Here is a 24,082-nt window from a genome sequence, read left to right on the forward strand (position 1 = left end):
CTTTTTTTGCGGGCATAATTGGCTACCGGATAGCCCTCAGCCATGCACCGTCAGGTGGGCGTGGTCGCGCAGAACAGTTTTGAGAAACGGCCCATCCTGCAAGCTGGTCTGAATACCCGTGATGGCCTTCACTTTGTTGGCTACCTCATTCAATAGTAGATAGTTTTCCTGTTTGCTGCCGTGGTATAGCAGTTTGCGAATAAGTGCCACATCGTGGTCAGACAGCGCGGCGGCCTGGGCAAATACCGGCTGGTAGCCCGCAATGGCCGCCACCTCCCCGGCCAGGGGCGTGGTATGGTCGGGCCGTTTTTTGAGGCTGATGACGGTGGTGCCGGCCGCGAGGTCGCCCAGGCGCTGGCCCCGGCCGTTGAGCAGGATGGTAATCAGGGCCACCACGCCCGACGTGGCCACGATTTCGATGGGCCGCAGCAGCCAGCGCAGCAGGTAGTCGCCGAGGCCGGCGCGGGTGCCATCCAGCCGCACCACGCGCAGACTAAGGGCTTTTTTGCCCAGCGTTTGGCCGTTGAAAAACACCTCGCAGGCCAACATATAAAAGGTAGTGGGCAGCAGGGGTATCACCTGGCCGGCCCGCCCGCCGGGGCCGAGGTGGTACTCGCCATTGAGCACGCTCCAGGCAATGAACCAGACGAAATACAGGCCGTAGTCGATGAGCGACGCCAGGATACGGTCGCCGACGCTGGCAATCTCATATTCAAGGGAAACGTTTTGGGTAGTCTGAATGCGGATGGTACTCATGAGCGGGCAGGCGGAAGCAGCGGAATGATGTGAGCAGCTAGGATTAGATGGGGAAAAGTACGCCGCGACCGGGCATATAACCAGTTAGGCGTCACACTTGGCCCAACCTCTTTTCTTCTAACATTCTGCAACTGTCGCCGCTTTCGCTACCTTTAAGGTCCTATCCCACGCCCCATGCGCGAAGCCCTTTTCCTGCGGCAAAACCAGGCCCGCTGGCAGCAATACGAAACCCAGCCCGCCGCCAATCCCGACGAGCTGGCCGCCCGCTTCGTAGCCCTGACCGACGACCTGGCCTACGCCCAAACCTTCTACCCGGAATCGCCCACCACGGCCTACCTCAACGGCCTCGCCGGCAAGCTGCACCAGGCCATTTACAAGAACAAGGCCGAGGCCCGGGGTCGTTTAGGGCACTTCTGGGTGCGCGAGCTGCCGCTGGTGGTGAGCCGCCACCAGGGTGTGCTGGCCTGGACGCTGCTTTTTTTTGTGCTCTGCACGGCCCTCGGGGCCCTTTCGGCGGCGTACGACGACACCTTCGTGCGCAGCATTTTGGGCGATGGCTACGTGAACCAGACGCTGGAAAACATCCACCGGGGCGACCCGATGGCCATTTATAAGAGCGACGAGGAAACGTCGATGTTCCTGTTCATCACCTTCAACAACATCAAGGTGGCGCTCACGGCCTTTGCCATGGGCATCACGGCGGGGCTGGGCACGGGCGTAGCACTGTTCTACAACGGCTTGATGCTGGGGTCGTTCCAGTATTTTTTCTATAAGCAGCACGTCCTGGCGGCCTCGCTGCTCACCATCTGGATTCACGGCACGCTGGAGATTTCGGCCATTGTGCTGGCCGGCGGGGCGGGCTTTGTCATGGCGAAGGGCATCCTGTTTCCGGGCACCCACGGCCGGGCCGAGTCGTTCCGGCACGCGGCCCGCGAGGGCGGCAAGCTGGCGCTGGGGCTGGTGCCCATTTTCATCCTGGCTGGCTTCCTGGAGAGCTTTGTGACGCGCCACACCGAGATGCCGGTGGCGGCTAGCGTGGCCATTATTGGCAGCTCGGCGGCGTTCATTCTGTGGTATTTTGGGTGGTACCCGTGGCGGCTGCGGCGGCAGGGCGCGGCTATGCCAGCCCCCAATTCCTGATTTTTCACCTTTCTTTTCCCTTTATGCTTCCACGTACTACCCTGCGCTTCGCCCAGGAATCAGATTTCCGTCAGCAGCGGGATTTCGGCCAAAAGTTTTCGGCGGCGTTTGAATTCATTGGTGCGCATTGGCGGGGGCTGGGCCAAGCCATGCTCTATCTGGTGCTGCCAGTGGCCATTTTGCAGGGCATCGTGACGGCGCTGCTCCAAAAGCAGATATTTGCCCAAGCCCTGCACGTAACCGGTACCGGCGTGAGCAAGCTGCAGCAGCTGACAATGCTCAACGGAATGTATCAGTCGCCCATTTATTGGGTAAACGTGGCTGTCAGCGGCATTTTCGTCATGTTTCTGGTGCTCACCGTGTACGCCTACGTGCGGTGCTGCCTGCGGCCCATGCCCTCGGCCGAGCCCATTACCGTGGGGCAGGTGTGGGAAGTGGTGAAAGGTGATTTTATCGGCTCGTACCTGTCGTATTTCGGCTTGCTGGTGCTGATAATTATTGGCTTTTTCCTGCTGGGCTTTCCCGGCATCTACCTCTCGGTAGCCTTCAGCTTGTTTTATATCACGAAAGTGGTGGAAGGCACGGGGTTTGTGGCCACTTGCCGCCGCTGCCTGCAGCTGGTGCGGGGCAAGTGGTGGTCCACCTTCGGACTGATTGTGGTGATGTCGTTTGCGCTGGGTATTGTAATAGCCGTGGTGGGCAGCGTGTTGGGCGGCATATCGTATTTCGCGGCGAAGCAGGTTGGCTTCCTCCGGACCGACGACGCCAGCAGCTCCCTGGGCCTGTTCACCGTCATCACCTCGGCGCTTACGGGCTTTTTCAATCTGCTCATCTATCCACCGCTACTGTTGGCACTTGCCTTCCAATATTTTAACCTGGTGGAGCGTCACGACGGCGTAGGCCTGCGCAACATGGTGAGCCAGCTTGGCCAAGCCCCATCAGCCGTGCGCAACACCGACTACCGGCCCGACGACGAAGGCGAATACTAGCGTTATTTTCGGCAGTAGCCGCGCTTGCGCATTTGTTAAAAATCCGTCCTTCTTCCCTATAGCTTTGGCTGCTTTTTCTTCTTGGTTTCGGGCATTGCTGCTGCTACTGGTGCTGATTGCGCCGGCCCGGGCGGCCCTGCCCGACGCCCCCGAACGGCCCGCCGCCACCCGCCCCCTCCCGCCCGATGCCGGCCCGGCCCCGCGCCTGCGCCGCCCCGATGCCGCCCGCCTGCGGGAACTGCGCGGGCAGCGCGAGTTTCAGTACGTGGAGCCGGCCACCCGCGCTGAGCAAAGCACCTGGAGCCTGTTCTGGGGACGGGTGTGGCAGACGATTATGGAGTGGCTGAACAGCCGCAGCTACGGTCACTTCTGGCGCTGGGTGTTCTACGCGCTGTTTCTGGGGGCGGGCGTGTTCGTGGTGCTCAAGCTGCTGCAAATCGACTTCACGGCCATGCTGGGCCGCTCGCCCCGGCGCGGGCCGCTGGCCTACGACACCGCCGCCGAGAATATTCACGAAGTGGATTTTACCAGCCGTCTGGCCGAGGCCGAGGCGGCCGGCAACTGGCGGCTGGCCGTGCGCCTGGGCTATCTGCAACTGCTAAAAACATTGTCGGACCGGGGCCTCATTAACTGGCAAGCTGATAAAACCAACCACGCCTACCTGGCCGAATTACCGCCCGCTGGTTCAATCCGGCACGATTTCCGTGAAATCACCCGGCAGTTTGAGTTTGTGTGGTACGGCGAGCTGGCGCTATCAGGACCGCTGTACGAGCGGGTGCGCGCCGGGCAGCGTACTTTCCAAACGCTGGTGAGCGGTGCCGCCGCCCGTCGCGCCGCCTGAGTTAATTTTCCTATCTCATGACCTCAAATTTCCGCTGGTATCTGCTGGGTTTGCTGGCCCTGTTTGGGGCCTACGTGGCGCTGGAATACTACCGGCCCAAACCGGTGGACTGGACCCCGACACTCGTTAATAAGGACAAGATTCCCTACGGCACCTACGTGCTATACGACCAACTGCCCCGTCTGCTCGGCACCGATTCCGTCCAGACCACGCGCCTGCCCATCTACAACCAGCTCACCGGCCTCTCGCTGGAAGTAACCGATGCGCTGGCCGAATCGCAGTCGCGCACCATTACCACCGAAGCCCGCTCGGAGCCTGCTTCCGGCTCGGCCACAACTATTGAATCCGACTCCACCGCTTCAGAAGCAATTTCTTCTGTGCCGGATTCGGATTCTGAAACCGATTCCGATGCCACGGCTTCAGCCAGCACGCCCACCTCTTCGGAAGAAGCCGCTGAGGCGGATGAATCTGCGGCCACGGACAGCGCTACTCCGACCGAAAGTTCAGCTGAAGAGGAAGTTGAGCCGGAACACGATTGGGTAGCCGACCACCTGCGCCACGCCCGCGCCAACTACCTGTTTGTGAACACCGAATTCGAGGCGGGCAAGGCCGATGCGCACGCCCTGCTGCGCTTCATCGCCAATGGCAACGACGTGTTCATCGTAGCCGAGAATTTTGGCGATTCCACCAGCGCGCTGCTCGATACGCTGGGCGTGCGTACCCGCGTGGTGAAGCTGCCCACCCACGCCGGCCCGCGCGGCCTGCCCGTGCCCGATTCGGTGGCGGTGCGCTTCACCAACCCCGCCCTGGCCGGCCCGCGCTACCACCTGCCGGGCGGCGATGCCAACGTGCGCTTCGTAGTGGATTCGGGCCGTGTAGGCCGTGCCCTGGCCACCGATGCGCAGGGCCGGCCCGTGTTCGTGTGCCTGGACTATGGGCGCGGTCACGTTTACTTGTGCTCAGTGCCCATTGCCTTCACCAACCAGTTTGTGTTGCGGCCGGCCAGCAGCCAGTTGGCGGCCACGGCCCTCTCCTACCTGCCCGCCCGGCCTACGTGGTGGGACGAATACCAGAAGCAGGGCCGCCTGGGCAACCAGTCGCTGCTGCGCCTTGTGAGCGGCCACGAAGCACTGAACACGGCCTGGTACTTGCTCATCATCGGCGGGATATTATTTGTGCTGGTGGAGGCGCGGCGGCGGCAGCGCATCATCCCTACGTTCAAGGCCTTGCCCAATACTACGCTGCTGTTTACGCGCACGGTGGCCAGCCTCTACCGCCAGGGCAGCAGCCACGCCCTGATTGCGGAGAAAAAAGTCGGGCTGTTTATGGATTACCTGCGCACCCGCTTTCAGGAAACGGGCCCGGATTTTGGTGATGAGGACTTTCGGGAGCGGCTCAGCCAGAAGTCGGGCCTCGCCCGAAAGCGGGTCGATGAGCTGTTGCGGCTGGTGAATTTCGCCCGCACCGCTCCGCAGATGAATGACCAGCAATTGCTGCAATTAAGCCGGGCGCTGACTGATTTTAAACGCGAAGCCCGCCGCTAATCAATGCCCGCCATGCTCACCACGTCCAAGCTCGCCATCCTCATCAAGTACCGCTGGGATTACCGACGGTTCAATAAGCAGGGCCTGGCAGATGAAAAAGCACTGCTGGCCGACCTCGACTGGCACATGCTGGCCGAACTTCTGCAAGACCTCACGCTTTACCACAAGCACCTCGTCTCCGACGAGTATGCCGTTAAAATTCACGCCGCCCTGTGCACCGCCTGCGCCGACGACGAAACCGCTCAGACTTTACTTGGCTACGCCAGCACTTTGTAGATGGAACCCGAAAACCTCGACCTGACTCCCCAATCGTCCGCCCTGGCATCGCCCGAAACTACGGCGGCTCCGGTGCCTACCGAAACCGCTGAAACCTCCGCTACCTCGCCGGAAGCAGCCTTTGCCCCGCGCACCGATTTCGCCCGCCTCACGGCCCAGACCGCCGCCATCCGGACGGAAATCGGCAAAATCATCGTCGGCCAGACCGAGTTGCTGGAATTGCTGCTGACGGCCGTGCTGGCCGATGGCCACGTCCTGCTCGAAGGTGTGCCCGGCGTGGCCAAAACCCTCATGGCCAAGCTGCTGGCCCGCACCCTGGAAGTACCGTTCAGCCGCATCCAGTTCACCCCCGATTTGATGCCTTCCGACGTGCTGGGCACCTCCGTATTCCGGCAAAACAAGGCCGATTTCGAGTTTCGACCCGGCCCCATTTTCGCCAGTGTGGTGCTGATTGATGAAATCAATCGCGCGCCGGCCAAGACGCAATCCGCCCTTTTTGAGGTGATGGAGGAGCGCACCGTGACCCAGGACGGCACCACCTACGCCATGCAGGAGCCCTTCCTGGTGCTGGCCACCCAAAACCCCATCGAGCAGGAAGGCACCTACCGCCTGCCCGAGGCCCAGCTCGACCGGTTCCTCTTCAAGCTGCACGTAGGCTACCCCACCCTGGCCGAGGAAGTGCAGATTCTGACCGGCCACCACGGCGGCCAGGGCAGCACCAACCTGGAAGCCGTGCAGCCTATCCTCAGCGCCACCGACCTGGCCCAGCTTCGCCAACAGGTGCGCCAGCAGCGCGTAGAGGCCAATATCCTCGAATACATCGCCAAGCTGGTGGGCCAGACGCGGGCGCACAAGTCGCTGTACTTGGGCGCGTCGCCCCGCGCCTCGCTGGCCCTGCTGAATGGTGCCAAAGCCTTGGCCGCCCTGCGCGGCCGTGACTTTGTGACGCCCGAGGACGTGCAGTTTCTGGCCCCCAGCGTGCTGCGCCACCGCATCATGCTCACGCCAGAACGCGAGATGGAAGGCAGCACGCCGGATGAGGTGGTGAAGCAAATTATCCAGAGTGTGGAAGTGCCGCGGTAAGCATGAAATATTCAACTGAATGGCTGCTTGAACAGTTGGCGCAGGACACCAAGGTTAAGCACCTATTCTTCTGGGGTAATCAGCCCAGTAAGGATGGCACCATCACGAAATCCTGCCTAAGCCAATGGTGGCTGGCCGATTTTGTAGTGGCCGGCATAACTTACCGTTCAACCGAGCATTGGATGATGGCCGAAAAGGCGCGGCTGTTCAATAATGATGAAATAGCAGTCCAGATTCTAGCGGCCAAAAGCCCGGCTGAAGCCAAAAAGCTGGGCCGTGAAATCCAGGGTTTCGAGCCTGAGAGATGGGAAGCGCAAAAGGTCGGCATCGTGATAGCCGGCAACCGGCACAAATTCAGGCAGCATTCGGAGCTGGTGAAATTCCTGCTTTCTACCAACGACCGGGTGCTGGTCGAAGCCAGCCCGGTGGACACCATCTGCGGCATCGGGCTGGCCGCCGACTCAGCTGATGCCGCTAACCCCGCCCACTGGCTGGGGCCTAACCTACTGGGCTTTGCTCTGATGGAAGTGCGGGACAAATTGCGCTAATCATGACCCTATTCCTCACTCCCCGCTTCTTCCAAACGCTGGCCGCAATTGCCAGCGGCTTTGTGGTGGCCTTTTTTCTGCCCTGGCTGTTAGGGCCGATGAAAATCGCGCTGGGCATGTTCGTGGTGCTGGCGCTGCTTGATGCGCTACTGCTGTACGCACCAGCCAAGGGCCAGACTGCGCCGGTTTTCGGGCGGCGGGTGCTGGGCGAGAAGCTGGCCAACGGCTCGGACAACGACGTGCGGATTTACCTCGAAAACCGCTACCGTTTCCCTATTCAGACGGAGACGATTGACGAGATTCCGCACCAGTTTCAGCGGCGCGACGTGCTGTTCAAAACCGCCATTCGTCCCGGCGAAACGCAAATTATCGACTACCAGCTGCGGCCCGTCAAGCGCGGCGAGTACGAGTTTGGGGCGCTGAATATTTACGCCGCCTCGCCGCTGGGGCTGGTGCGGCGGCGGTTTCGCTACGCGCAGGGCAAGATGGTGCCGGTTTACCCGTCGTTTCTGCAAATGCGGCAGTATGAGCTGCTGGCCATCCACAACCGCCTCACGGAGGTGGGCGTGAAACGCATCCGGCGCGTGGGCCACAGCATGGAATTTGAGCAAATCCGGCCCTACGTGCCCGGCGACGACCCGCGCAGCATGAACTGGAAAGCCACCGCCCGCCGCGCCGGCACCGGGGCATCTGATGCACTGGTAGTGAATCACTTCCAAGACGAGCGGGCCCAACAGGTGTACTGCCTCATTGACAAGGGCCGGGTGATGCGGATGCCGTTCGACGGCCTGAGCCTGCTCGACTACGCCATCAACGCCACGCTGGTGGTCAGCAACATTGCCCTACTCAAGCACGACAAGGCCGGCCTGCTCACCTTCTCGAACCGCCCCGGGGCCGCGCTGGCCGCCGACCGCCGCCCCGGCCACCTGCTGAAGCTGCTCGAAATCCTCTACCGCCAGAAAACCAAGTACCTCGAAACCGATTTCGAGCTGCTGTACGCCACGGTGCGGGCCAAAATCAAGCAACGCAGCCTGCTGATTCTGTTCACCAACTTCGAGACGCTGCACGGCATGCAGCGCCAGTTGCCTTACCTGCGCCGCCTGGCCAAGGACCATCTGCTGCTGGTCGTATTCTTCGAGAACACCGAGCTGCGGGCCTTTTTGGAAGCCCCGGCAGCCACTACGGAGGACGTGTATAACCAGACCATCGCCGAGAAATTTGCTCAGGAAAAACGCCAGATTGTGCTCGAATTGCAGCGCTACGGCATTTATTCGCTCCTGACCGCGCCGAAGGACTTAACGGCGAACACCATCAACAAGTACCTGGAATTCAAAGCCCGGGGCCTGATATAGACCACGAATTCGCTCGGATTCAAGCGGATTCAGCTTCGCTGTCCTTCGGTTCACGGATTTTAACTTGCGCTGGCCTCCGGTTGTGGACGACTATTTGTAGGCGGCGGGGCATTCACTTTTAACTGAACACGATGCAGAAGGCTGGAAATGCGGTGAGCACATGCGCCAAATGGCTGATGATAATGTTGGGGCTGATGACACGCCCGGCGGTGGCCCAAACTGCCTACACGCTGCTGCCGCTGCCCGCCGAAGCCAGCTACGGCCAGGGCCGCCTGCCGCTGAAAGCCGCGTTGAAACCGCTGCTGCCAGCCACCGTGGACGCGGCGGTGGCAGACGCGGTGGGCCGTACCATCGGCCGCCTGTCGCCGGGCACCAAGGTTATTGGCCCGGCCATCCTGCAAATCCGCTACGGGCGCGTGGGCCGGCCCGAGCTGTTTGACGAGGAGCGGTACTCGCTGCGCGTGACGCCAATGGGCGTGAGCATCGACGCCGCTACCAGCCTGGGCGTGCTGCGGGCGCTGGCCACGCTGGAGCAGCTGCCGCGCACCGATAAAAAAGGCCGCTACCTGCCCGAGGTGGACATCCAGGACCAGCCGCGCTTTGCCTGGCGCGGGCTGCTGATTGACGCGGCGCGGCACTTTATGCCCGTGGCCGTCATCAAGCGCAACCTCGATGGCATGGCCGCCGTGAAGCTGAACGTGCTACACTGGCACCTCACCGACGACCAGGGCTTTCGCATCGAGAGCAAGGTTTTTCCGCGTTTGCAGACCGTGGGCAGCACCGATGGACTTTTTTACACCCAGGCCGAAGTGCGCGAGGTGGTGGCCTACGCGGCGGCGCGCGGCATCCGGGTGGTGCCGGAATTCGACATGCCCAGCCACACAACGAGCTGGATTGTGGCCTACCCGCGCCTAGCTTCCAACGACTCGGTGTACGCGCCCTACACGAGTTGGCGCACCACCAACGTGGCCATCGACGCCACACGCGAAACCACTTACACCTTTCTGGATTCGCTGCTGACAGAGATGACTGGGCTATTTCCGGACCCCTATTTCCACGCCGGCGGCGACGAGAACGATGGCCGCAACTGGCGGCGCACCCCACGCATCGTGGCCTGGATGCAGGCCCACAAAATGGTGAAAGCCGACGGCAAAACCGTGGACAAGCACCAGCTGCAAACCTATTTTAACCTACGCGTAATGGCGATGCTGCAACAGCACGGCAAAACGATGATTGGCTGGGATGAAATCCTTGGCCCCGACCTGCCGAAGGAGGCCGTCATCCAAAGCTGGCGCGGGAAAAAAGGTCTGAATGAGGCCGCCCGGCTGGGCCACCCGGTGCTGCTTTCAAATGGCTATTACCTGGATTTGAATTTCAGCGCGGCCAGCTCCTACCTCACTGACCCGTTACCGGCCGACACACCCCTCACGCCCGCCGAGCAAAAGCTGGTGCTGGGCGGCGAGGCGGCGATGTGGGCTGAATACGCCGATTCGACGGTGCTCGATTCGCGCATCTGGCCCCGGGCGGCGGCTGTGGCCGAGCGGCTGTGGTCGCCCCAGGCCGCTACCCAGAGCGTGGCCAATATGTACCGCCGGCTGAACCTGCTTTCGCCCCAACTCGAAACGCTGGGCCTGCGCCACCGCCGGGTGCCAGAACTATTGCTGAAGCAAATGGCCGGCACCAGCAACGTGGCTCCACTGCGCAACCTGGCCGATGTTATTGAGCCAGTGAAGGAGTACAAGCGTCATTTTCAAGGCTATAACTACACCACTTCCAGCGTACTGAACCGCCTGGTGGATGCCGCCCCGGCCGAGTCGGAAGTGGCGCGCCGCTTCGCCGAGCGGGTGGATAGCGTGGTGGCGTTCAAGCCCGCTACGCCCAACTGGCTGCCCGCCTCGCTGCGCCAGCTGGCCACATTGCGCGTCCAGGCTGTGCGCTGGCAGGCCAATGACGTACTGCTCCAACCCCTGCTGGCCGCCAACCCAAGCCTGACCGAGTACGGCCCGCTCTCCACCCGCCTCGCGGCCGTGGCAACCGTGGTGCTGGAGCGCCTCACGCAGCTGCAAACCGGTCAGGCCCCTTCCCTGGCCTGGCTGGCCGCCACCCGCACCACGCTGGATGCCGCGCAGGCCCCCGCCGGCCAGGCCGAGCTGGCCGTGGTGAAAGCCGCCCGCAAGCTGGCGGGCCTTTGACCGATGTAGGGACGCATCTTTGCATCTCTACACCTCCCGACTTTGCCAAAATCTACGTTGCGTCTGTACTTGCTCCGTCTGGCTTTGCTGCTGGCCCTGGCTCCCTTCCTGCTGCTTACCGCGTTCAACCAGCCGTTTTTCGACGATTTCCGCAACGGCTACTGGATGCGGGAGCACGGCACCTGGGGCGTACAGCTGTGGCTGTTTCAAACCTGGACCGGGCGCTTCACCACCACCTTCATTATGACGGTGCTCAACCCGGTGGCCTACGGTTGGCTGAACGGTGTGAAAGTAGTGGCGGCCGTTATTTTTCTGGGGCAGTGGGCCAGCTTGGCGCATTTGCTGCGGGCGGGGTGGCACACGGCTTTGCGCCGGGCTTGCTCCTGGGGCCAGGCCTTGTGGGTAGCGGGACTGCTGCTGGCGCTGTTCTGCAACGCCGCGCCCTCGCCGTTCTCGTTCCTGTATTGGTTCTGCGGCATTGTGGCCTACCAGCTGCCGCTGATGGGCCTGCTGAACTTCACGGCGCTGGCTTTGCGGGCGGGCTGGGGGCCGCCCCGTGCGCGGTGGCGCAACGCGGGCCTGGCCTGCCTGCCGCTGGTGCTGGCCCTCACCGGCAACGAGCTGACGCTGGTGCAGACCGTACCCGTACTGGCGCTACTGGGCTTCGTGCTGCCGAAAGCGGCCCGGCCCAAGCTGCTGCTATGGCTCGGCATCGGGGCGGCGGCCACGGCGCTGGCAGCGGCGGCCCCCGGCAATTGGGCGCGCGTGGCTGCCATGGCCCCGCCCTCCGACCCCTATCACGCCTACCGCTGGCTGGTGCTGGCCCCCCGCGCCGCTTATTCGATGGCACTATTTCTCAGCAAGCCGCTGATTGCGCTAAGTGTGCTGGCCGCCGGGGCCGTTGGGCTGTGGATTGGCCACCGACAAGCAATTAATAACCAATTTATTATGCACCTTACCCGTCGGCAGTGGAGCGCGGTATTGCTGGCGTTTGGGCTGCTGAATTTTATCGGCTTCCTGCTGTTCCGGCAGCTCGTGGTGGGGCCGCCGCTGCCCCGGGCTCAGAATGAGATTCTGCTGGTGCTTCTGCTGTCCACGGCCGGGCTGGGGTGGCTGGTGGGCCAACAGCTTCTGCGTCCAGCCAGCGCGGGCAAGGCTTGGCAGCTACCGCTTCAAGCGCTGCTACTGCTGCTGTTCATCGGCATATTCGGAGCCGGCCATGTGCCCGAAGCCTGGCGGGAGTTGGCCACCAGCGCCGCGCCTTTTGATGCCCAGATGCAGGTCCGCTTCACCGCACTGCGGGCGGCACACCGCGCTGGTACGCCCCAGCTTACGCTGCCGCCGCTGCGCCTTTCCTACGGCCGGGTGCTGGCCCCGCTGCGCCAGTTCGGCCCCGATATTGAGTTTGATATTGACCTCACGCCGGGCTGCGCGGGCAACATTAACGGCGTGATGGAGCGCTACTTCGAGGTACCCGACGTGTGCTGTGATGCCGCCACGCCACCCCTACCCGCCGCCCAATAACCCCGGGCCAATAGTTCAGATTAGCCCCATAGCGGCTAACTTGCCTGTTATGCAAGCAGAAATCACCCGGGCGCTGGCCAACCTCGACTTCACGGCCATCGACTTTGAAACTGCCAACGAGCGGCGCGAAAGTGCCTGCGCCGTGGGCGTGGTGCGGGTGCGCGGCGGCCAGATTGTGGAAACTTACGCCACCCTGCTGCGCCCTCGCGTGCTGCGCGTGGACTGGCGCAACCAGCAGGTCCACGGCATCTCAGAAGCCGAGTTGCACCACGCCCCCAGCCTGGCCGACGTGTGGCCCCAGCTCTTGCCCTACCTGCACCAGCAGCCCGTAGCGGCCCATAACTCGGCTTTCGACGTGAGTGTACTCGAATACAGCTGCCGCGATTTCGGCCTGCCCATTCCCGCCTTCCACGCCCTGTGCTCGGTGAAGCTGGCCAAGCTATGCTGGCCCCACTTCGAGCGCCACAAGCTCGACCACGTAGCCGGCCAGTTCGGCATTCCCCTCAACCACCACGATGCCCTGAGCGACGCCCGCGCCTGCGCCGAAATCACGGTGCGGGCCTTCCGCTCGGGCACGGCCTTGCCACTGTGCTTCAAGCAGCGCGAGCTCACGGCCGGGCTGGCGGCGCGGGCGGCCAAGCAGCGCATGGCCCTGGCCCGCTAGGTTTCCGGTTCTAAAACAGCACGGCCACCTGCATGCGGCCGGTGTGTACGGTGTTGAGGTTGCTGGCTTTGCGGCCGTCGTAGGCCAGCGTGATGTTGAGGCCGTTGCTGAGGCGCTGCTCCACGTTCAGGTTCCAGGTGAAGTTGCTGCCGGGGCGCAGGGCGTTGAGAATTTCGATGGCCACCACGGAGTTGAGGGCGGCGGGGTCCACGTCGAACTGCACGCGGGTGTAGTGCGTGGCCGCCGAAATAGTCCGCTTGCTCACCTGGCTCAGGCGGGCTTCGAGGCCCAGGTCGTCGAAGAGGCCGGGGTGGGTTTCGGCCGGGGTGGGCGTGGGCAGCGTGGCCAGAGGCGCATCGAGCGTGTTCTGCTTGAAAGTGTGCGCGTAGGTGCCCGTCAGGCGCAGGGAAGGCGTGGGCTGGTAGCTGATTTCGGGCTGGACGGTGTAAATCAGCAGGCGGTAGTTGCGGGCCAGCAGGTAGCTGCTGGTCGATTCGCGGATGTCGCGCGAGCCCGTGAGGCGGCCCGTGAACGACGTGGCCAGCGTGCGCCGCAGCAATATGCTCTGGGTGGTCAGGTTGCGCAGGTCGGAACCCTGGGCCAATAGCGTTTTTTGCTGGGTCTGCTGCACCGTGAATTCCGCCCCGAATATGGGATTCGACCGATTGAAATACAGCGTATTCCGAAACAGCTGATTGAAGGCCAGCAACTGGTTATCTTCTTTGTTGAAGCTGAACGGGCTGAGGCGCTTGAGCACCGACGGGTCGGTGGTGCGCCGGTCCACGGTGATGCTGGTGAGCGTGGCAAAGCGCGAGGCCGCCGCTCGCCAGCCGCCGGCTTCGCGCCAGCCGCGCGGGGCTGCCGTGGTGAGGCGGTAGGCCAGCCGGTTGGTGAAAGCGGTGATGTAGTCGGTGGTGGGCAGGTAGACCTTGATATAGGTGCGGTACTGCGCATCCGGCGTTTGCGCCTCAAAAAATTCGTCCTTGTCCTCGCGGTTGTTGCCGTTGAGGTCGCCGGCGTAGTAGTGCGTGCCCTGCCCCGCCGGCACGGCCAGAAACGAGTAGTCGCGCTTCAGCTCGCGGCCGGTAGCTACGCTATAGTTCAGTTCGGAGCGAATCTGGTTTTGCAGCAGGCCGGCGTTGTAGAATACCTGCCCCAGCACCGTGCGGTTGCGGGCCAGGCCCAGGGAGTCGAGGTCGCGGAAAGTGCCCAGCACCCGGATGTCCTGGGTTTTGCCGAGGCGCGAGGCCAGCGTGCCCTGCCAGGTTTGGGCGGTGCCGCGCCGTTGCAGGGCGTTTTGCTCGGCGTTGGGGGTTTGGTCGCGGCGGTAGGTGTAGTCGAGGCGGAACTGGGTGCGGGCCGAGTCGCGGCTCTGGATAAACACGTCGTGCTCATCGAAATAGTTAGCCGAACGAATGGTGTCCGTAGTAGCCGACGTGACGCGGTTTTTATCGAACCGATAGGCGTAGCCGGGCACGATGCGCCCGCCCACGAAGCGACCCGTGGCCTCCCCCCGCGCCCAGTTGGAATGGAAGCGCCCGGCATCCGAATTCAGCAGAAACAGCGAGCCGCGCATTTCCAGGTTGCCTACTTTCTGGGCCGCGTCCAGCCAGTGCTGGAGCCCGTTCACCTCCCCCGGCCGGAAGCGGCGGCTCAGGCGGTAGTTCACGCCGTTGTTCGCATCTTTATCGGCCCCCACGCTGAAATTGAAGATATTGTCCTCCCGCGCCACGGGCGTGGTGCCGGTGGCCACCGTGGTACTCACGTTACTCCAGTTCCGGTCAAACTCAATGTCGCGGTAGCGGTCAATCGGCGCGAAACGCTTGCCAGTATATTCATAATCCAGTGTCGAGCGCAGGCGGTAATTCTTCAAAACGCCCGTGGCCAGGGCGGCGGGCAGGCGGCGGTCCTGCATCGCATAGCCGACGTGCATGGCCCCGTCCTGGTCGCTGGCCGGCGAGAAGCGGTTGCGGTCGAGGCGCGAGCGGGCGGCGTCCACGAATACCGTCGTGCTGCTGTCTACTTGGTAGCTGAGGCCGGCCGTCACCATCTGTTTCAGCAGCGGCGTGGGGATGAGGCGCACCGGGCGGTAGCGGCCCAGGCCCGGCCCCAGGTACTCGTACACGGTGCCGTTGGTGGTGAGGAAGCGTGGATTGGTACTACGCACATAATCACCGTTGCCCTGGCCCACATCCGTAAACCGAACCGTATAGGAGCCGCGCAGCGAGTCAATCGGCACATCGACCCCCACGTAGGTGAACACCGGCACACGCTGGCTGCCCACCAGCCGCACGTCGCGGTGGTACTGCACAATGCGGCGGTCGTAGGCCACCGAATCGCCACCGGTGGCAGTAGCCACGGCCACATTGCCGGCCCGGCGCAGGTCGGCGCGCAGGGTGTCGTTCAGGTTGAGGTTGGGGGCGTTGTCGGGGTTGTCGCCTTCCTGGTAAAAGTTGCCGTGTACGCTCAGGCGGCCCAGCTGCTGGTAGTGGCTGGCGGCCACCAGCGAGCGGGAATAGTTGAGGTCCGAATACTCGAAATCAATCTTGATGCGCGAGTTGCGGGTAATGAGGTGGCGCGGCGTGAACGTGACTTCGGCCAGGTTGTAGTCGATGGTGTAGTCGGCATCGAAGCCCCGGCTTTGCAGGCGGCCATCGAGGTACACCTTCTCCGAGTTGGCCAGCACGATGATGAACTGCTCGCCGTTCGGCCCATTCAACCGGTACGGCCCCTGCACGTTCTCAATGGGCAGCACGTCGATGCTGGCAAATTTGCCCTTCGCCACCCCGCCCGCTATCGAGGTCGAGGAGCGCCACGCCAGCCCCTTGCGCACCCCGGCACTGCGCACGGTGGTGCCGGTCAGGCCGGCCTGGTCGCCCACTAGGGGCGCACCGGTGCCGGGCACCTGCCGGTTGGGGTCGGTCAGCTGGGGCTGGCTGATGGCTGGCGGGTTGAGTGTGGCCGGCGACGGCCCAGCCACCCCGCCGCCCGGCACCTGCCCGGCCACACCGTTCAGAAACACTGCGTTGGCCACGCCCTGAGTGGCCCCAAGACCGCTTAAGCCCACGATGGGCGGGCCAAAATTAGCCTCCACGGCCGCGCCCTGAATGTTTTTATAGTAGCGCAGGAAGTAGTCGGGCTTGTTGCGCAGCACCACGTCGCCGGCCGTCAGGTTCCAGTTGGGGTTGGTGAGGGTGATGTAGATTTTATCGAACTGCTGGAGCTGCTGGGTGTTGCCCTCGGGCTGAAACGGCACGTTCTGGTCCGAGATGGCGGCCGTGAGGTGAATATTTTCCGCGAGCTGGCCTTCCAATTGCAGGTTCAGGGCCGAGTTCACGAACACGTTCTGGGTATTGCCAAAGCTCAGGCCCCGGCTCAGATTCCCGGTTTTGCTCACGCCCGGCGTATTCAGAATCTGCTCTTTCACCGAGAAATCCTCGAACCGCGAAATCACCTGCCGGAAGCCCAGGCTGTCCATCAGGCTGCGGGGCCGCCGGAAGCGGGCCGCCGTGAGCCGCAGCGGCAGCACCCGGTAGCACACCAGAATGGAGTCTGCCAGGGGCGCGCCGCTGCTGTCGCGCGGCGCGGGGCGCACCCAGCGGTAGCGGTCGGTGCGCCCGTCGTAGTCCGCACCGCGCCCGTTAATAACCACCGACGAGGGCACCACCGTGAGCGAATCCAGCAGCGCAAAGCTGGTCGTATCGCGTCCCTGGGCCAGCCGCACCCAGCGGCAGCGCCGGGTGCTGGGCGGCGGGGCCTCGCCGGTTCGGGCCGGCCGGGCCTGCGCCTTTGCCTGCCGATTCATAAAAAACAGCGCCGCAACGAGCAGACCCACCAGGGGGAAGCACAGGCGTAAGCGACGAATCATGTGGTAAAGGTCGGGGTTGGCAGGTAACGACAGGGACCGGGGATTTCGTGCCGTGGCGGGGACATTCGGGTGGCTTTATCCAGCCAGCGGCAGTTCGATAAAAAAGTCCGTCCCCACTCCCACTTCGGTTTCAAACCATATTTTACCCCCGGCGCTCTCAATGCCGCGCCGGGCCACCGCCAGCCCAATGCCCGAGCCGCTGGCCTTGGTGGTGAAATTAGGCACGAACACCTTCTCGCGAACGTCCTCAGCAATGCCCGCGCCATTATCACGAATGGCTACCCGTACCCCCTTGCCATCCAGCGCTTCCAGCGACACGTCGATGTGCGGGGCGCGGCCTTCGGGCACGGCCTGGCGGGCATTTATCAGCAGGTTGTTGAAAGTGCGGACCAGCAGGTTTTCATCGGCAAACACCATGTAGCGGCCGGTTTCAGCATCGGGCGGCAGGTGCAGGGCCAGGGTGCCATCGTCGGCATCGGGCTGGTGCAGGCCGGCGCAGCGGCGTAGCACGGCGGCCACGTCCAGCCGCTCGGGGCGCATGGCGGGCAGGTTGGTGAAGGTGCTGAAACTGGTGGCAATGTCGCTCAGCACGTCGATTTGGGTGATGAGCGTCTGGCTGATGCGGCCGATGAGCTCCTCGGCGTTAGGGCGGCGCTCGGCAATGGCTTTTTGCAGGAATTGCAGGCTCAGCTTCATGGGCGTGAGCGGGTTCTTGATTTCGTGGGCCACCTGCCGGGCCATTTCGCGCCAGGCCGCCTCCTTTTCCTGGGCCGCCAGCTCGCGCTTGCTGGCCTCCAGCTTGGTGAGCATGGCATTGTACTCGCGCACCAGCAGGCCAATCTCGTCGTCGGAGCTGCGGTAGTCCAGCAGCTCGTTTTCGCCGGTGAGCGTGGTTTGGGTAAGCTTTTCGGTGATGAGCTTGAGGGGAGCCGTGAGCTGCCGCGCCGCCACGTACGCCAGCCCCAGAAACAACAGAAACATCAGCGTGAAGATGTTCAGAATCGTGGTAAACAGCTCCGTCAGCTTAGTATTCAGCGCCTTTTCCGAGTCGAAGAACGGAATGCCCACGTAGCCCAGAATCGGCCCCGTCGGCATGGCCATTTCATCGGCCGACGACCCGTCATCGTCGTCATACACCGAATTCACCGCGTAAACAGGCCCTTGCTTCGCGGAGCCGTTGGCTTTGGCGTGCCCCAGGGCGTGGCCCGCCAGGTCGGTTGCCACGGCCTCCCCCGCCCCGGCCCGCACCGGCAGGTAGAGCGAATTGAACGACAACGACCCCGCCCGCTCCGTGAGCAGGGCGCGGGGCCGGTTGCGCTCGCGCAGGGCCACCATGGCCTGCGGGTTCACCAGCGGCCCCAGCAGCCCGGCATCGAAAATGAGGGGCTGGCTGCTGGCCAGCAGCTCACCGTGGGCATCGTAGAGGTTGAGGTCGGTTTCGGTGAGGGCGGCCACGTTTTTGGCCAGCGCGGCCAGCGTGGGCCGGGCGGTGCTGTCGGACAGCAGGTGGCGCTGCCGGCGCAGGCTTTCCAGGGCCAGCTGGCCGCGCCGCTCATACGTGCGGGCCAAGTCGCGCTTGTACGAGTCGATGAGCTGACTGGCCGTGGCCACGCTCACCACCAGCAGCGGCACCACAATGCCCACGTTCAGCAGCAGCTGAATGCGCGTGCTGAAGTTGAGGCGGGGCAGTGCCCGGCCGCGCACCAGCAGCGCCGCGCCGCTCAGCAGCAACCAGAAAAACGTCGAGAGCAGAAACTGAAACGAGAAATTAGCCAGCCAGTCGCCGGCCGAATACGTGGCCGTGGTCACCACCACCGTCCGGTCCAGGGAGCCCCGCACCGCAAAGTGTTGGAATCCCTTGCGCGTGAGGCCCGTGGTGTAGAGGCGCGGCGCGGCCAGCAGCCCCGTGGGCAGGCGGTTGGCATAGTCGAAATCACCTTCGCTATACACCAGCCGGCCGTGGTTGTAGCCCGCGTAGCTGAGTTCGGTGGCCAGGCCGGGCTCGAAGAACTTCTGGTCCACCAGCAGCTCCGGCAGCACGCTGTAGGAAGTCAGCTTTTTGAGCGTTAACTCCACCCGCACGGCCCCCAGCGGCAGGCCAATGCCATTCACGCGCTGCCCCGGCACGGTGATGTGCGCCACGTAACGCCGCGAGCCAAACGGGTTGTCGGACTGCAACAGAAATACCCCGGCCTGCCCCGTGGGCGTGGCACTGCGCGCCGTAACCGCACGGGCCTCCCGCAGGCTGGGCGTGCCTTTCGCGGCTCCTATCGGGTCGCCGGCCGCATCATACAAGGTGATGTTGCTCTCGTACTTATCGAAATAGTGACTCAGGTATTGCCGGGCAATGCGCTCGCGCACGCCCTCGGGCCGCCCGAAAGCGGCGGTGAGGGCCCGGCGCACAAACGGGTCGACCGCAATTTTGTGCATCTGCTCGCTCAGTAGGTACTCCCCCTGAAAATCGTTATCCACGAGCAAGTTGCCGGCCAGGCGCTGCTTGTCAACCAGCAATTGCTTTTCAAAGTGTGCGTAGAGCGCCAGCGCGCCGGTGGCCGATGTAAGCGCCAGTAACAGCACCAAAAGCACCGAGGCTTGGTAGTTGCCGGTAATGGGCATAGCGCGCAAATTCACGGCCCGCACCAGCGCGGCAAATAGCAGGATGACCCCGACCAGCAGCAGCCAGGGTTCTCCCAAAGCCAGCCCCGCCCCCAACGCCAGCAAAGCCGCCAGAGCGGGCCCCAGCAGCAGCAGGCGGCGCGGCACCTGTTGCAGCAGCGCCCCGCCCAACTGCGTCAGGCCAAACAGGCCCACCAGCCACGCCGCCGTGTGCAGCAACACCGCCAGCGCCAATACCACCCAGGAACTGGTAATCTGGACACTGCGGCTCACATCTAGGTTCAGCTGCGAGCTGCCGAAAACGGTGGTGTAATAGCTGAACAACAGCCCCAGCAACGCACAAAAAGCCCCTCCTACCGCCACTGTCGCCATCATCTGTCGGCTCGGTGCGTGCGGTGCCCGCACCCGGAGCGGCACCTGAAAATGCCGCCATAAAGCCACGCCCCCCACAGCCACCAGTAGGACAAGTAAGGAATCAAGCAGCAAGTCGCCCAGGGAGGGTGCCCACCACGCCGCCGCATACACGCGCGGGTCGAACAAGGGCAACTCGATGAAGGAATACGGCAGGCCCAGATACAGCAGCAGCGCCCGCAGCACCACCAGCGGCAGCACCAGCGCGGCCACGGCGGCAATGGCCCGCCCGGCCTGCCACCAGCGCCAGGCCAGCAGTAGCCAACCCACCGCATACAGCAAGCTGCCCAGTGCCAGCAGCCCCAGCGGCACATACTGCCCCGTGAGCGGGTTGGGCTGCAAGCGCCTGATAGAAAACAGGTAATGCCCGTCAGAAGCTGCAAACCGCGCCGGGCCTTGGGCGGCGCTATCGGTCACTACCTGTAGCTCCATGCCCCTGAACAGCGCCTGCTCCCCCCCCTCCCGCAGGTACCGGTTGCTGATGTCGTAGTGTCGCTCCAGCGGCAAATAAATCAAAATGAGATAGCGACCCGCCCGGCGGCGCAGTTGCAGGAAACTGCCCACCGATGTTTCCACCAGTCGCTCAGATGCCTTGCTGGCAGCCTCAGCTTCGGGCCGTAAGGTTGCATCGGACCAGTAGCGCAACGCCCCGTTTTCCAGCACGTAGGTGGGGTACGTGGTTTGCGCAATCAGCTTCTGAAAGCTGTAATTGCCCCGCGGTAGCTCGGCGGCGACGGTGTCGGCTTCGCGGCGGGCGGTGGCTTCGGCGCTACGCACCAATTGTTGCAGGCGGGCCACGTCGGTACGCTGCACCACGCCGGGTATCTGCGCATACTGGCTGGCCAGGTAGCCGCCCGCGAAACACAGCGCCGCCCCCAGTAGCAACAACCACGGCAGACGGTGCCATGCGCGAGATGAAACAGGGGAAGAAGTATGATGCAAAAAAAGAAGCTGTCGGAGTCAAAAATCTGGCTAAGCTAACCAGCCGGCTCAAAGGAAAGGCATTCAGGCGTACGCCTTAGCATTTTCCGGTGGTTGCGCAACCCGCAAAAGTTAAGCCTAATAAAAAATGCCACCCCGAGGCAGCATTTTTTATTAGGCTTAACTTTTCAAAACTAGCGGCTTAAATAGCGTGGGTTAAAACTTGCCCCTCCAAATCCGTACAGCATTACCGCACGCGAGTAGCGAAACAACAGCGGCGTTACGGCTAACACGGCGGCCCCTACCGTCACAATGTATACCCAAAGTGGCGGGTCGTGGGCCAGATAGAACAGCAGAAAACCTATTGCCAGCAGAATACCCGTCGAAAAGCCCGAACTGATGTACATCGCGCCGTAGTAGAAGCCCGGTTCCGGCTCATACGTTTGCCGGCATACCGGGCACGCTTCCGGCATCTCCATAAACTTCACGCTCAAGGCCGAATGCGTGAATAGCTTGCCCGTATGGCAACGTGGGCACCGCAGTTGCAGTAGCGCCCCAGCCGTTGAGGCAATAGCCCCGGCAGGCGGCTCCACTATGCTTTGGCAGCCTTGGGGTGCGTGCGGCGATACCAGAAGTAACCCACTGCGCCCATTAAAATATAGGGAACCGTCATTATGTATAAAATGCCCTTATTAAGGCCGGCTACGTCATAATCATCACGTTCCTGCCGGGCCGCTTCCACCTGCGACTTACACATCGAGCATTGCGCCTGAACGGCCAGCGGGGCCAAGCTCAGCATCACTCCCAGCAACATGGCGAAAGCGGCAGCAAAAAATGTCTTTTTCATAACTAAATCAACACGAGAATTGAGGCAAAGTTTCTTGGTATCAGGTATAATACGGCGAAATCATGAAATACACGATAACGCCCGTCACCGACACATACAACCAGACCGGGAACGTCCAGCGCGCAATAGCCTTGTGTTTGGTGTACTGGCCCGTGAGCGCGAAATACAGCGTAAACAGCACCAGCCCCACCGTAACCACTGCCAGGCTGATATGGGTGAGCAACAGAAGGAAATAGATGGTGCGAATAGCTCCAACCCCGCCAAAATGCGTGCTTTCTACCTGCGAGTGGTATGCCACGTAAGACAACAGAAACAGCCCGCCCAATGCGAAAGCGGTACCCATAGCCGTACGGTGAGCCAGCACATTTTTCTGCCGGATAAAATAAAAGCCTGCCAGCAATGCCACGGCAGTCAGCGAATTGAGGCCAGCATTTACGGCCGGCAGCATGCGCAGGTAGGCATCGGCCCCTTCAATCCTGAAAATCCCTTTGAAATAGAACAGCACCGCTACCAGCAGCGGCACCACTATCCCCAAGCCACCCAGGATAATTTTGTAGCGCGTATAGCCCCCGGGAGCCATTACCGGGGGATGCAATTGTTCAGTGGGGGTGTTCATAATCGTAAAGCTGCACGGTTACTTCCGTCAGTAAGCGGTCTATTTCGCGGCCATCGGTGCCATCGTAAATGCCCCGGACCCGGCGCTGATTGTCAACCAACAACAACCGGCCGGCGGGGATGTTGGCCGTGTACACGGCCCCCGGCAGCCGCTTAGGGTCTGCCATCAGGCGGTATTCCTGCTGCGTAAGTCGCTTGAGGGTATCGGCTGCCCCAGTCAGGAAAAACCATTTGCCAGCAATGGTGCCGTATTGCTCAGCCAGTTTGGCGAGGACGGTGGTCTTGTTGGGGTCACCATTCAGCACGAAAGTGACCAGGCGCACGCGGGGCTCGTGCCGAAATTTTTCCTGCACCCGCAGCAATTGGCGGGCTACGCGGGCACTGGCTTCATCTGCGCCGAAAAACTGGGCGATATATAGGCCCTTGCTTAATTCCAGGCTGCTCACCTCCCGCCCGGTTGACGACGGCAACTGGAACGGTGCAATTTGGTGGAAAACAGTATCGCGCTGCCATTCCCCGCCAACCTGCGTGGAATCCACGCGGTCGGGCAGGTAAGTTGGCAGCGCGTAACGGTTGGAGCCGAAGCGGAATAGGAACAAAAAGGCCAGTACCGGCAACAATAGCAACAGCCCCAGCAAAAGGGTTTGGCGGGGCCGCATCTGCTATTTAAACATGCTTTGCAGGACTTCGCCGATGAACGAGCCTTCGGTAATCAGGGCTACCAGCAGCCATATCAATAGCGATACCGGCACGAGGATGGTCCAAATCAGGCCTTTGGTTTCATGCTTGAGGTGCATGAACTCGCCCACAATGAAGAAGGCTTTGAGAATCGTGAGGACGATGAAGATGCTGTTGCGTAGCGTGCTCGGGTGCATCAGGAACACAAAAACGAATTCGACGGCCGTGATACCCACCAGAATGCCGAATACCCGCCAAATCCAGGCGGTGTTCGGCTTGGCAATTTCGCCCGGTGCGAGGGCGTGTTCAGTAGTTGCGTGAGAAGCCATTGGGAGGGAATTATAAATGATGAATTATGAATGATGAGTTGGGACGGTTGCCACGCTCATATTCATAATTCATTATTCAAATTTTATAATTAGAATTAAACGAGGTAGAAGAAGGTGAATACGAATACCCACACCAAATCTACAAAGTGCCAGTAGAGGCCGATTTTCTCAATCATCTCGTAGTGGCCGCGCTTTTCGAACGTACCATTGGTGGTGGCAATGAAGCACCAAATCAACAAGCACACACCCGAGAATACGTGGGTGCCGTGGAAGCCGGTGATGAAAAAGAACAGGTCGGCAAAAAGCACCGGACCGTACTGATTCATTGCCAGGTTAGCGCCGTGAAATACGGTACCATCGGCCATTACCGTGCCCTCAGTGTGGCCGTGGATGAAGTGACCCCACTCCCAAGCCTGGCTACCCAGGAAGGTAGCACCAAACAGGATGGTCCAGAGCAGCCATTTCTGCACATCGGCTTTGTCCATGCGGTGGCCGGCTTCTACGGCCAGCACCATGGTCACCGAACTCAAAATCAGAATCATGGTCATCAAGGCCACGAAACCGAGGGGAACGTTCGCTTCGCCCATGCCGGGAAAAGCATTGAATACGTGGTCGGGAATGGGCCACCAACGCGTGCTGAACACAAAGTCTTTGGCTTCACCGGTGAAAACCTCGTGCTTATGGCGAATCATGCCATAGGTGGTGAGGAAGGCAGCGAAGGTAAATGCGTCAGAAAGCAGGAAGAACCACATCATCAGCTTGCCATAGCTCGCTTTGAAGGGTTCGTTGCCGCCATCCCAGTTGCCGGTGCGCGGGGCATCTTGGGTAGCGGAAGCCGCGGGGTGCGGCAAAGTGGTCGATTGGGCCATAGCAGACAGCGTAACGTCG

General features: G+C 62.0%; 20 protein-coding genes. 11 read left to right on the top strand and 9 right to left on the bottom strand.

The window, feature by feature from the left end; translation table 11 throughout:
* Window positions 1-36: 36 nt before the first annotated feature.
* Window positions 37-756 carry an RDD family protein gene (locus ACVWYF_RS08995; protein ID WP_457066866.1) on the bottom strand — a complete coding sequence of 240 codons (720 nt, stop codon included), beginning with the start codon at window positions 754-756 and terminating at the stop codon, window positions 37-39.
* A gap of 174 nt (window positions 757-930) precedes the next feature.
* On the opposite strand from ACVWYF_RS08995, the gene ACVWYF_RS09000 reads away from it, so the two are divergent.
* The 11 genes from ACVWYF_RS09000 (at window position 931) to ACVWYF_RS09050 (ending at window position 12,909) form a co-directional block, all read left to right on the top strand.
* Window positions 931-1,896: a stage II sporulation protein M gene (locus ACVWYF_RS09000; RefSeq protein WP_457066869.1), complete on the top strand. Its 966-nt coding sequence runs from the start codon at window positions 931-933 to the stop codon at window positions 1,894-1,896.
* 23 nt (window positions 1,897-1,919) lie between these two features.
* Window positions 1,920-2,885, top strand: coding sequence for a hypothetical protein (locus ACVWYF_RS09005; protein ID WP_457066872.1), 966 nt, complete (start codon window positions 1,920-1,922; stop codon window positions 2,883-2,885).
* Between the two features lie 64 nt (window positions 2,886-2,949).
* Window positions 2,950-3,726, top strand: a complete 777-nt coding sequence (locus ACVWYF_RS09010) for a DUF4129 domain-containing protein (RefSeq protein ID WP_457066875.1) — start codon at window positions 2,950-2,952, stop codon at window positions 3,724-3,726.
* Window positions 3,727-3,743: 17 nt separating this feature from the next.
* Window positions 3,744-5,270, top strand: a complete 1,527-nt coding sequence (locus ACVWYF_RS09015; RefSeq protein ID WP_457066878.1) for a DUF4350 domain-containing protein — start codon at window positions 3,744-3,746, stop codon at window positions 5,268-5,270.
* A gap of 12 nt (window positions 5,271-5,282) precedes the next feature.
* Complete coding sequence (locus ACVWYF_RS09020; RefSeq protein WP_457066881.1) at window positions 5,283-5,546, top strand: hypothetical protein; 264 nt, start codon at window positions 5,283-5,285, stop codon at window positions 5,544-5,546.
* The gene (locus ACVWYF_RS09025) at window positions 5,547-6,629 is read left to right on the top strand and encodes an AAA family ATPase (RefSeq protein ID WP_457066884.1); all 1,083 of its coding nucleotides are present in this window, start codon (window positions 5,547-5,549) and stop codon (window positions 6,627-6,629) included.
* A 2-nt stretch (window positions 6,630-6,631) separates the two neighbouring features.
* Window positions 6,632-7,177: an NADAR family protein gene (locus ACVWYF_RS09030; protein WP_457066887.1), complete on the top strand. Its 546-nt coding sequence runs from the start codon at window positions 6,632-6,634 to the stop codon at window positions 7,175-7,177.
* 2 nt (window positions 7,178-7,179) lie between these two features.
* The gene (locus tag ACVWYF_RS09035) at window positions 7,180-8,529 is read left to right on the top strand and encodes a DUF58 domain-containing protein (RefSeq protein ID WP_457066890.1); all 1,350 of its coding nucleotides are present in this window, start codon (window positions 7,180-7,182) and stop codon (window positions 8,527-8,529) included.
* A 131-nt stretch (window positions 8,530-8,660) separates the two neighbouring features.
* Window positions 8,661-10,721, top strand: coding sequence for a beta-N-acetylhexosaminidase (locus ACVWYF_RS09040; RefSeq protein WP_457066893.1), 2,061 nt, complete (start codon window positions 8,661-8,663; stop codon window positions 10,719-10,721).
* Between the two features lie 42 nt (window positions 10,722-10,763).
* Window positions 10,764-12,245 (top strand): hypothetical protein, encoded by a 1,482-nt coding sequence (locus ACVWYF_RS09045; RefSeq protein ID WP_457066896.1) that lies wholly within the window; start codon window positions 10,764-10,766, stop codon window positions 12,243-12,245.
* Between the two features lie 49 nt (window positions 12,246-12,294).
* On the top strand, window positions 12,295-12,909 hold the full coding sequence (locus tag ACVWYF_RS09050) for a 3'-5' exonuclease (protein ID WP_457066899.1): 615 nt from the start codon (window positions 12,295-12,297) through the stop codon (window positions 12,907-12,909).
* 10 nt (window positions 12,910-12,919) lie between these two features.
* On the opposite strand, the gene ACVWYF_RS09055 is transcribed toward ACVWYF_RS09050, so the two are convergent.
* The 8 genes from ACVWYF_RS09055 to ACVWYF_RS09090 all read right to left on the bottom strand — a co-directional run bounded on the left by ACVWYF_RS09055 (window position 12,920) and on the right by ACVWYF_RS09090 (window position 24,063).
* Window positions 12,920-16,777, bottom strand: coding sequence for a hypothetical protein (locus ACVWYF_RS09055; RefSeq protein WP_457066902.1), 3,858 nt, complete (start codon window positions 16,775-16,777; stop codon window positions 12,920-12,922).
* A 75-nt stretch (window positions 16,778-16,852) separates the two neighbouring features.
* Entirely contained in the window at window positions 16,853-20,746 is a 3,894-nt protein-coding gene (locus tag ACVWYF_RS09060) for an ATP-binding protein (protein WP_457066904.1), read from the bottom strand.
* 173 nt (window positions 20,747-20,919) lie between these two features.
* Window positions 20,920-21,213 (bottom strand): DUF983 domain-containing protein, encoded by a 294-nt coding sequence (locus tag ACVWYF_RS09065; protein ID WP_457068211.1) that lies wholly within the window; start codon window positions 21,211-21,213, stop codon window positions 20,920-20,922.
* Window positions 21,214-21,317: 104 nt separating this feature from the next.
* Window positions 21,318-21,572: a hypothetical protein gene (locus tag ACVWYF_RS09070; protein ID WP_457066907.1), complete on the bottom strand. Its 255-nt coding sequence runs from the start codon at window positions 21,570-21,572 to the stop codon at window positions 21,318-21,320.
* A gap of 40 nt (window positions 21,573-21,612) precedes the next feature.
* Window positions 21,613-22,188, bottom strand: coding sequence for a DUF420 domain-containing protein (locus ACVWYF_RS09075; protein WP_457066910.1), 576 nt, complete (start codon window positions 22,186-22,188; stop codon window positions 21,613-21,615).
* Entirely contained in the window at window positions 22,172-22,846 is a 675-nt protein-coding gene (locus ACVWYF_RS09080; protein ID WP_457066913.1) for an SCO family protein, read from the bottom strand. Before ACVWYF_RS09080 ends, ACVWYF_RS09075 begins: the two co-directional genes overlap by 17 nt.
* Before the next feature lie 3 nt (window positions 22,847-22,849).
* Entirely contained in the window at window positions 22,850-23,194 is a 345-nt protein-coding gene (locus ACVWYF_RS09085) for a cytochrome C oxidase subunit IV family protein (RefSeq protein ID WP_457066916.1), read from the bottom strand.
* A gap of 95 nt (window positions 23,195-23,289) precedes the next feature.
* Window positions 23,290-24,063 (bottom strand): cytochrome c oxidase subunit 3, encoded by a 774-nt coding sequence (locus ACVWYF_RS09090; protein ID WP_457066919.1) that lies wholly within the window; start codon window positions 24,061-24,063, stop codon window positions 23,290-23,292.
* Window positions 24,064-24,082 lie beyond the last annotated feature (19 nt).

The sequence above is a fragment of the Hymenobacter sp. UYAg731 genome (genome assembly GCF_054061335.1).

Bases quoted from the DNA above. Each gene is read 5' to 3' on its own strand.
- ACVWYF_RS08995 (WP_457066866.1), bottom strand. From the start codon at position 756: ATGAGTACCATCCGCATTCAGACTACCCAAAACGTTTCCCTTGAATAT.
- ACVWYF_RS09000 (WP_457066869.1), top strand. From the start codon at position 931: ATGCGCGAAGCCCTTTTCCTGCGGCAAAACCAGGCCCGCTGGCAGCAA.
- ACVWYF_RS09005 (WP_457066872.1), top strand. From the start codon at position 1,920: ATGCTTCCACGTACTACCCTGCGCTTCGCCCAGGAATCAGATTTCCGT.
- ACVWYF_RS09015 (WP_457066878.1), top strand. From the start codon at position 3,744: ATGACCTCAAATTTCCGCTGGTATCTGCTGGGTTTGCTGGCCCTGTTT.
- ACVWYF_RS09020 (WP_457066881.1), top strand. From the start codon at position 5,283: ATGCTCACCACGTCCAAGCTCGCCATCCTCATCAAGTACCGCTGGGAT.
- ACVWYF_RS09025 (WP_457066884.1), top strand. From the start codon at position 5,547: ATGGAACCCGAAAACCTCGACCTGACTCCCCAATCGTCCGCCCTGGCA.
- ACVWYF_RS09030 (WP_457066887.1), top strand. From the start codon at position 6,632: ATGAAATATTCAACTGAATGGCTGCTTGAACAGTTGGCGCAGGACACC.
- ACVWYF_RS09035 (WP_457066890.1), top strand. From the start codon at position 7,180: ATGACCCTATTCCTCACTCCCCGCTTCTTCCAAACGCTGGCCGCAATT.
- ACVWYF_RS09040 (WP_457066893.1), top strand. From the start codon at position 8,661: ATGCAGAAGGCTGGAAATGCGGTGAGCACATGCGCCAAATGGCTGATG.
- ACVWYF_RS09050 (WP_457066899.1), top strand. From the start codon at position 12,295: ATGCAAGCAGAAATCACCCGGGCGCTGGCCAACCTCGACTTCACGGCC.
- ACVWYF_RS09055 (WP_457066902.1), bottom strand. From the start codon at position 16,777: ATGATTCGTCGCTTACGCCTGTGCTTCCCCCTGGTGGGTCTGCTCGTT.
- ACVWYF_RS09070 (WP_457066907.1), bottom strand. From the start codon at position 21,572: ATGAAAAAGACATTTTTTGCTGCCGCTTTCGCCATGTTGCTGGGAGTG.
- ACVWYF_RS09075 (WP_457066910.1), bottom strand. From the start codon at position 22,188: ATGAACACCCCCACTGAACAATTGCATCCCCCGGTAATGGCTCCCGGG.
- ACVWYF_RS09080 (WP_457066913.1), bottom strand. From the start codon at position 22,846: ATGCGGCCCCGCCAAACCCTTTTGCTGGGGCTGTTGCTATTGTTGCCG.
- ACVWYF_RS09085 (WP_457066916.1), bottom strand. From the start codon at position 23,194: ATGGCTTCTCACGCAACTACTGAACACGCCCTCGCACCGGGCGAAATT.
- ACVWYF_RS09090 (WP_457066919.1), bottom strand. From the start codon at position 24,063: ATGGCCCAATCGACCACTTTGCCGCACCCCGCGGCTTCCGCTACCCAA.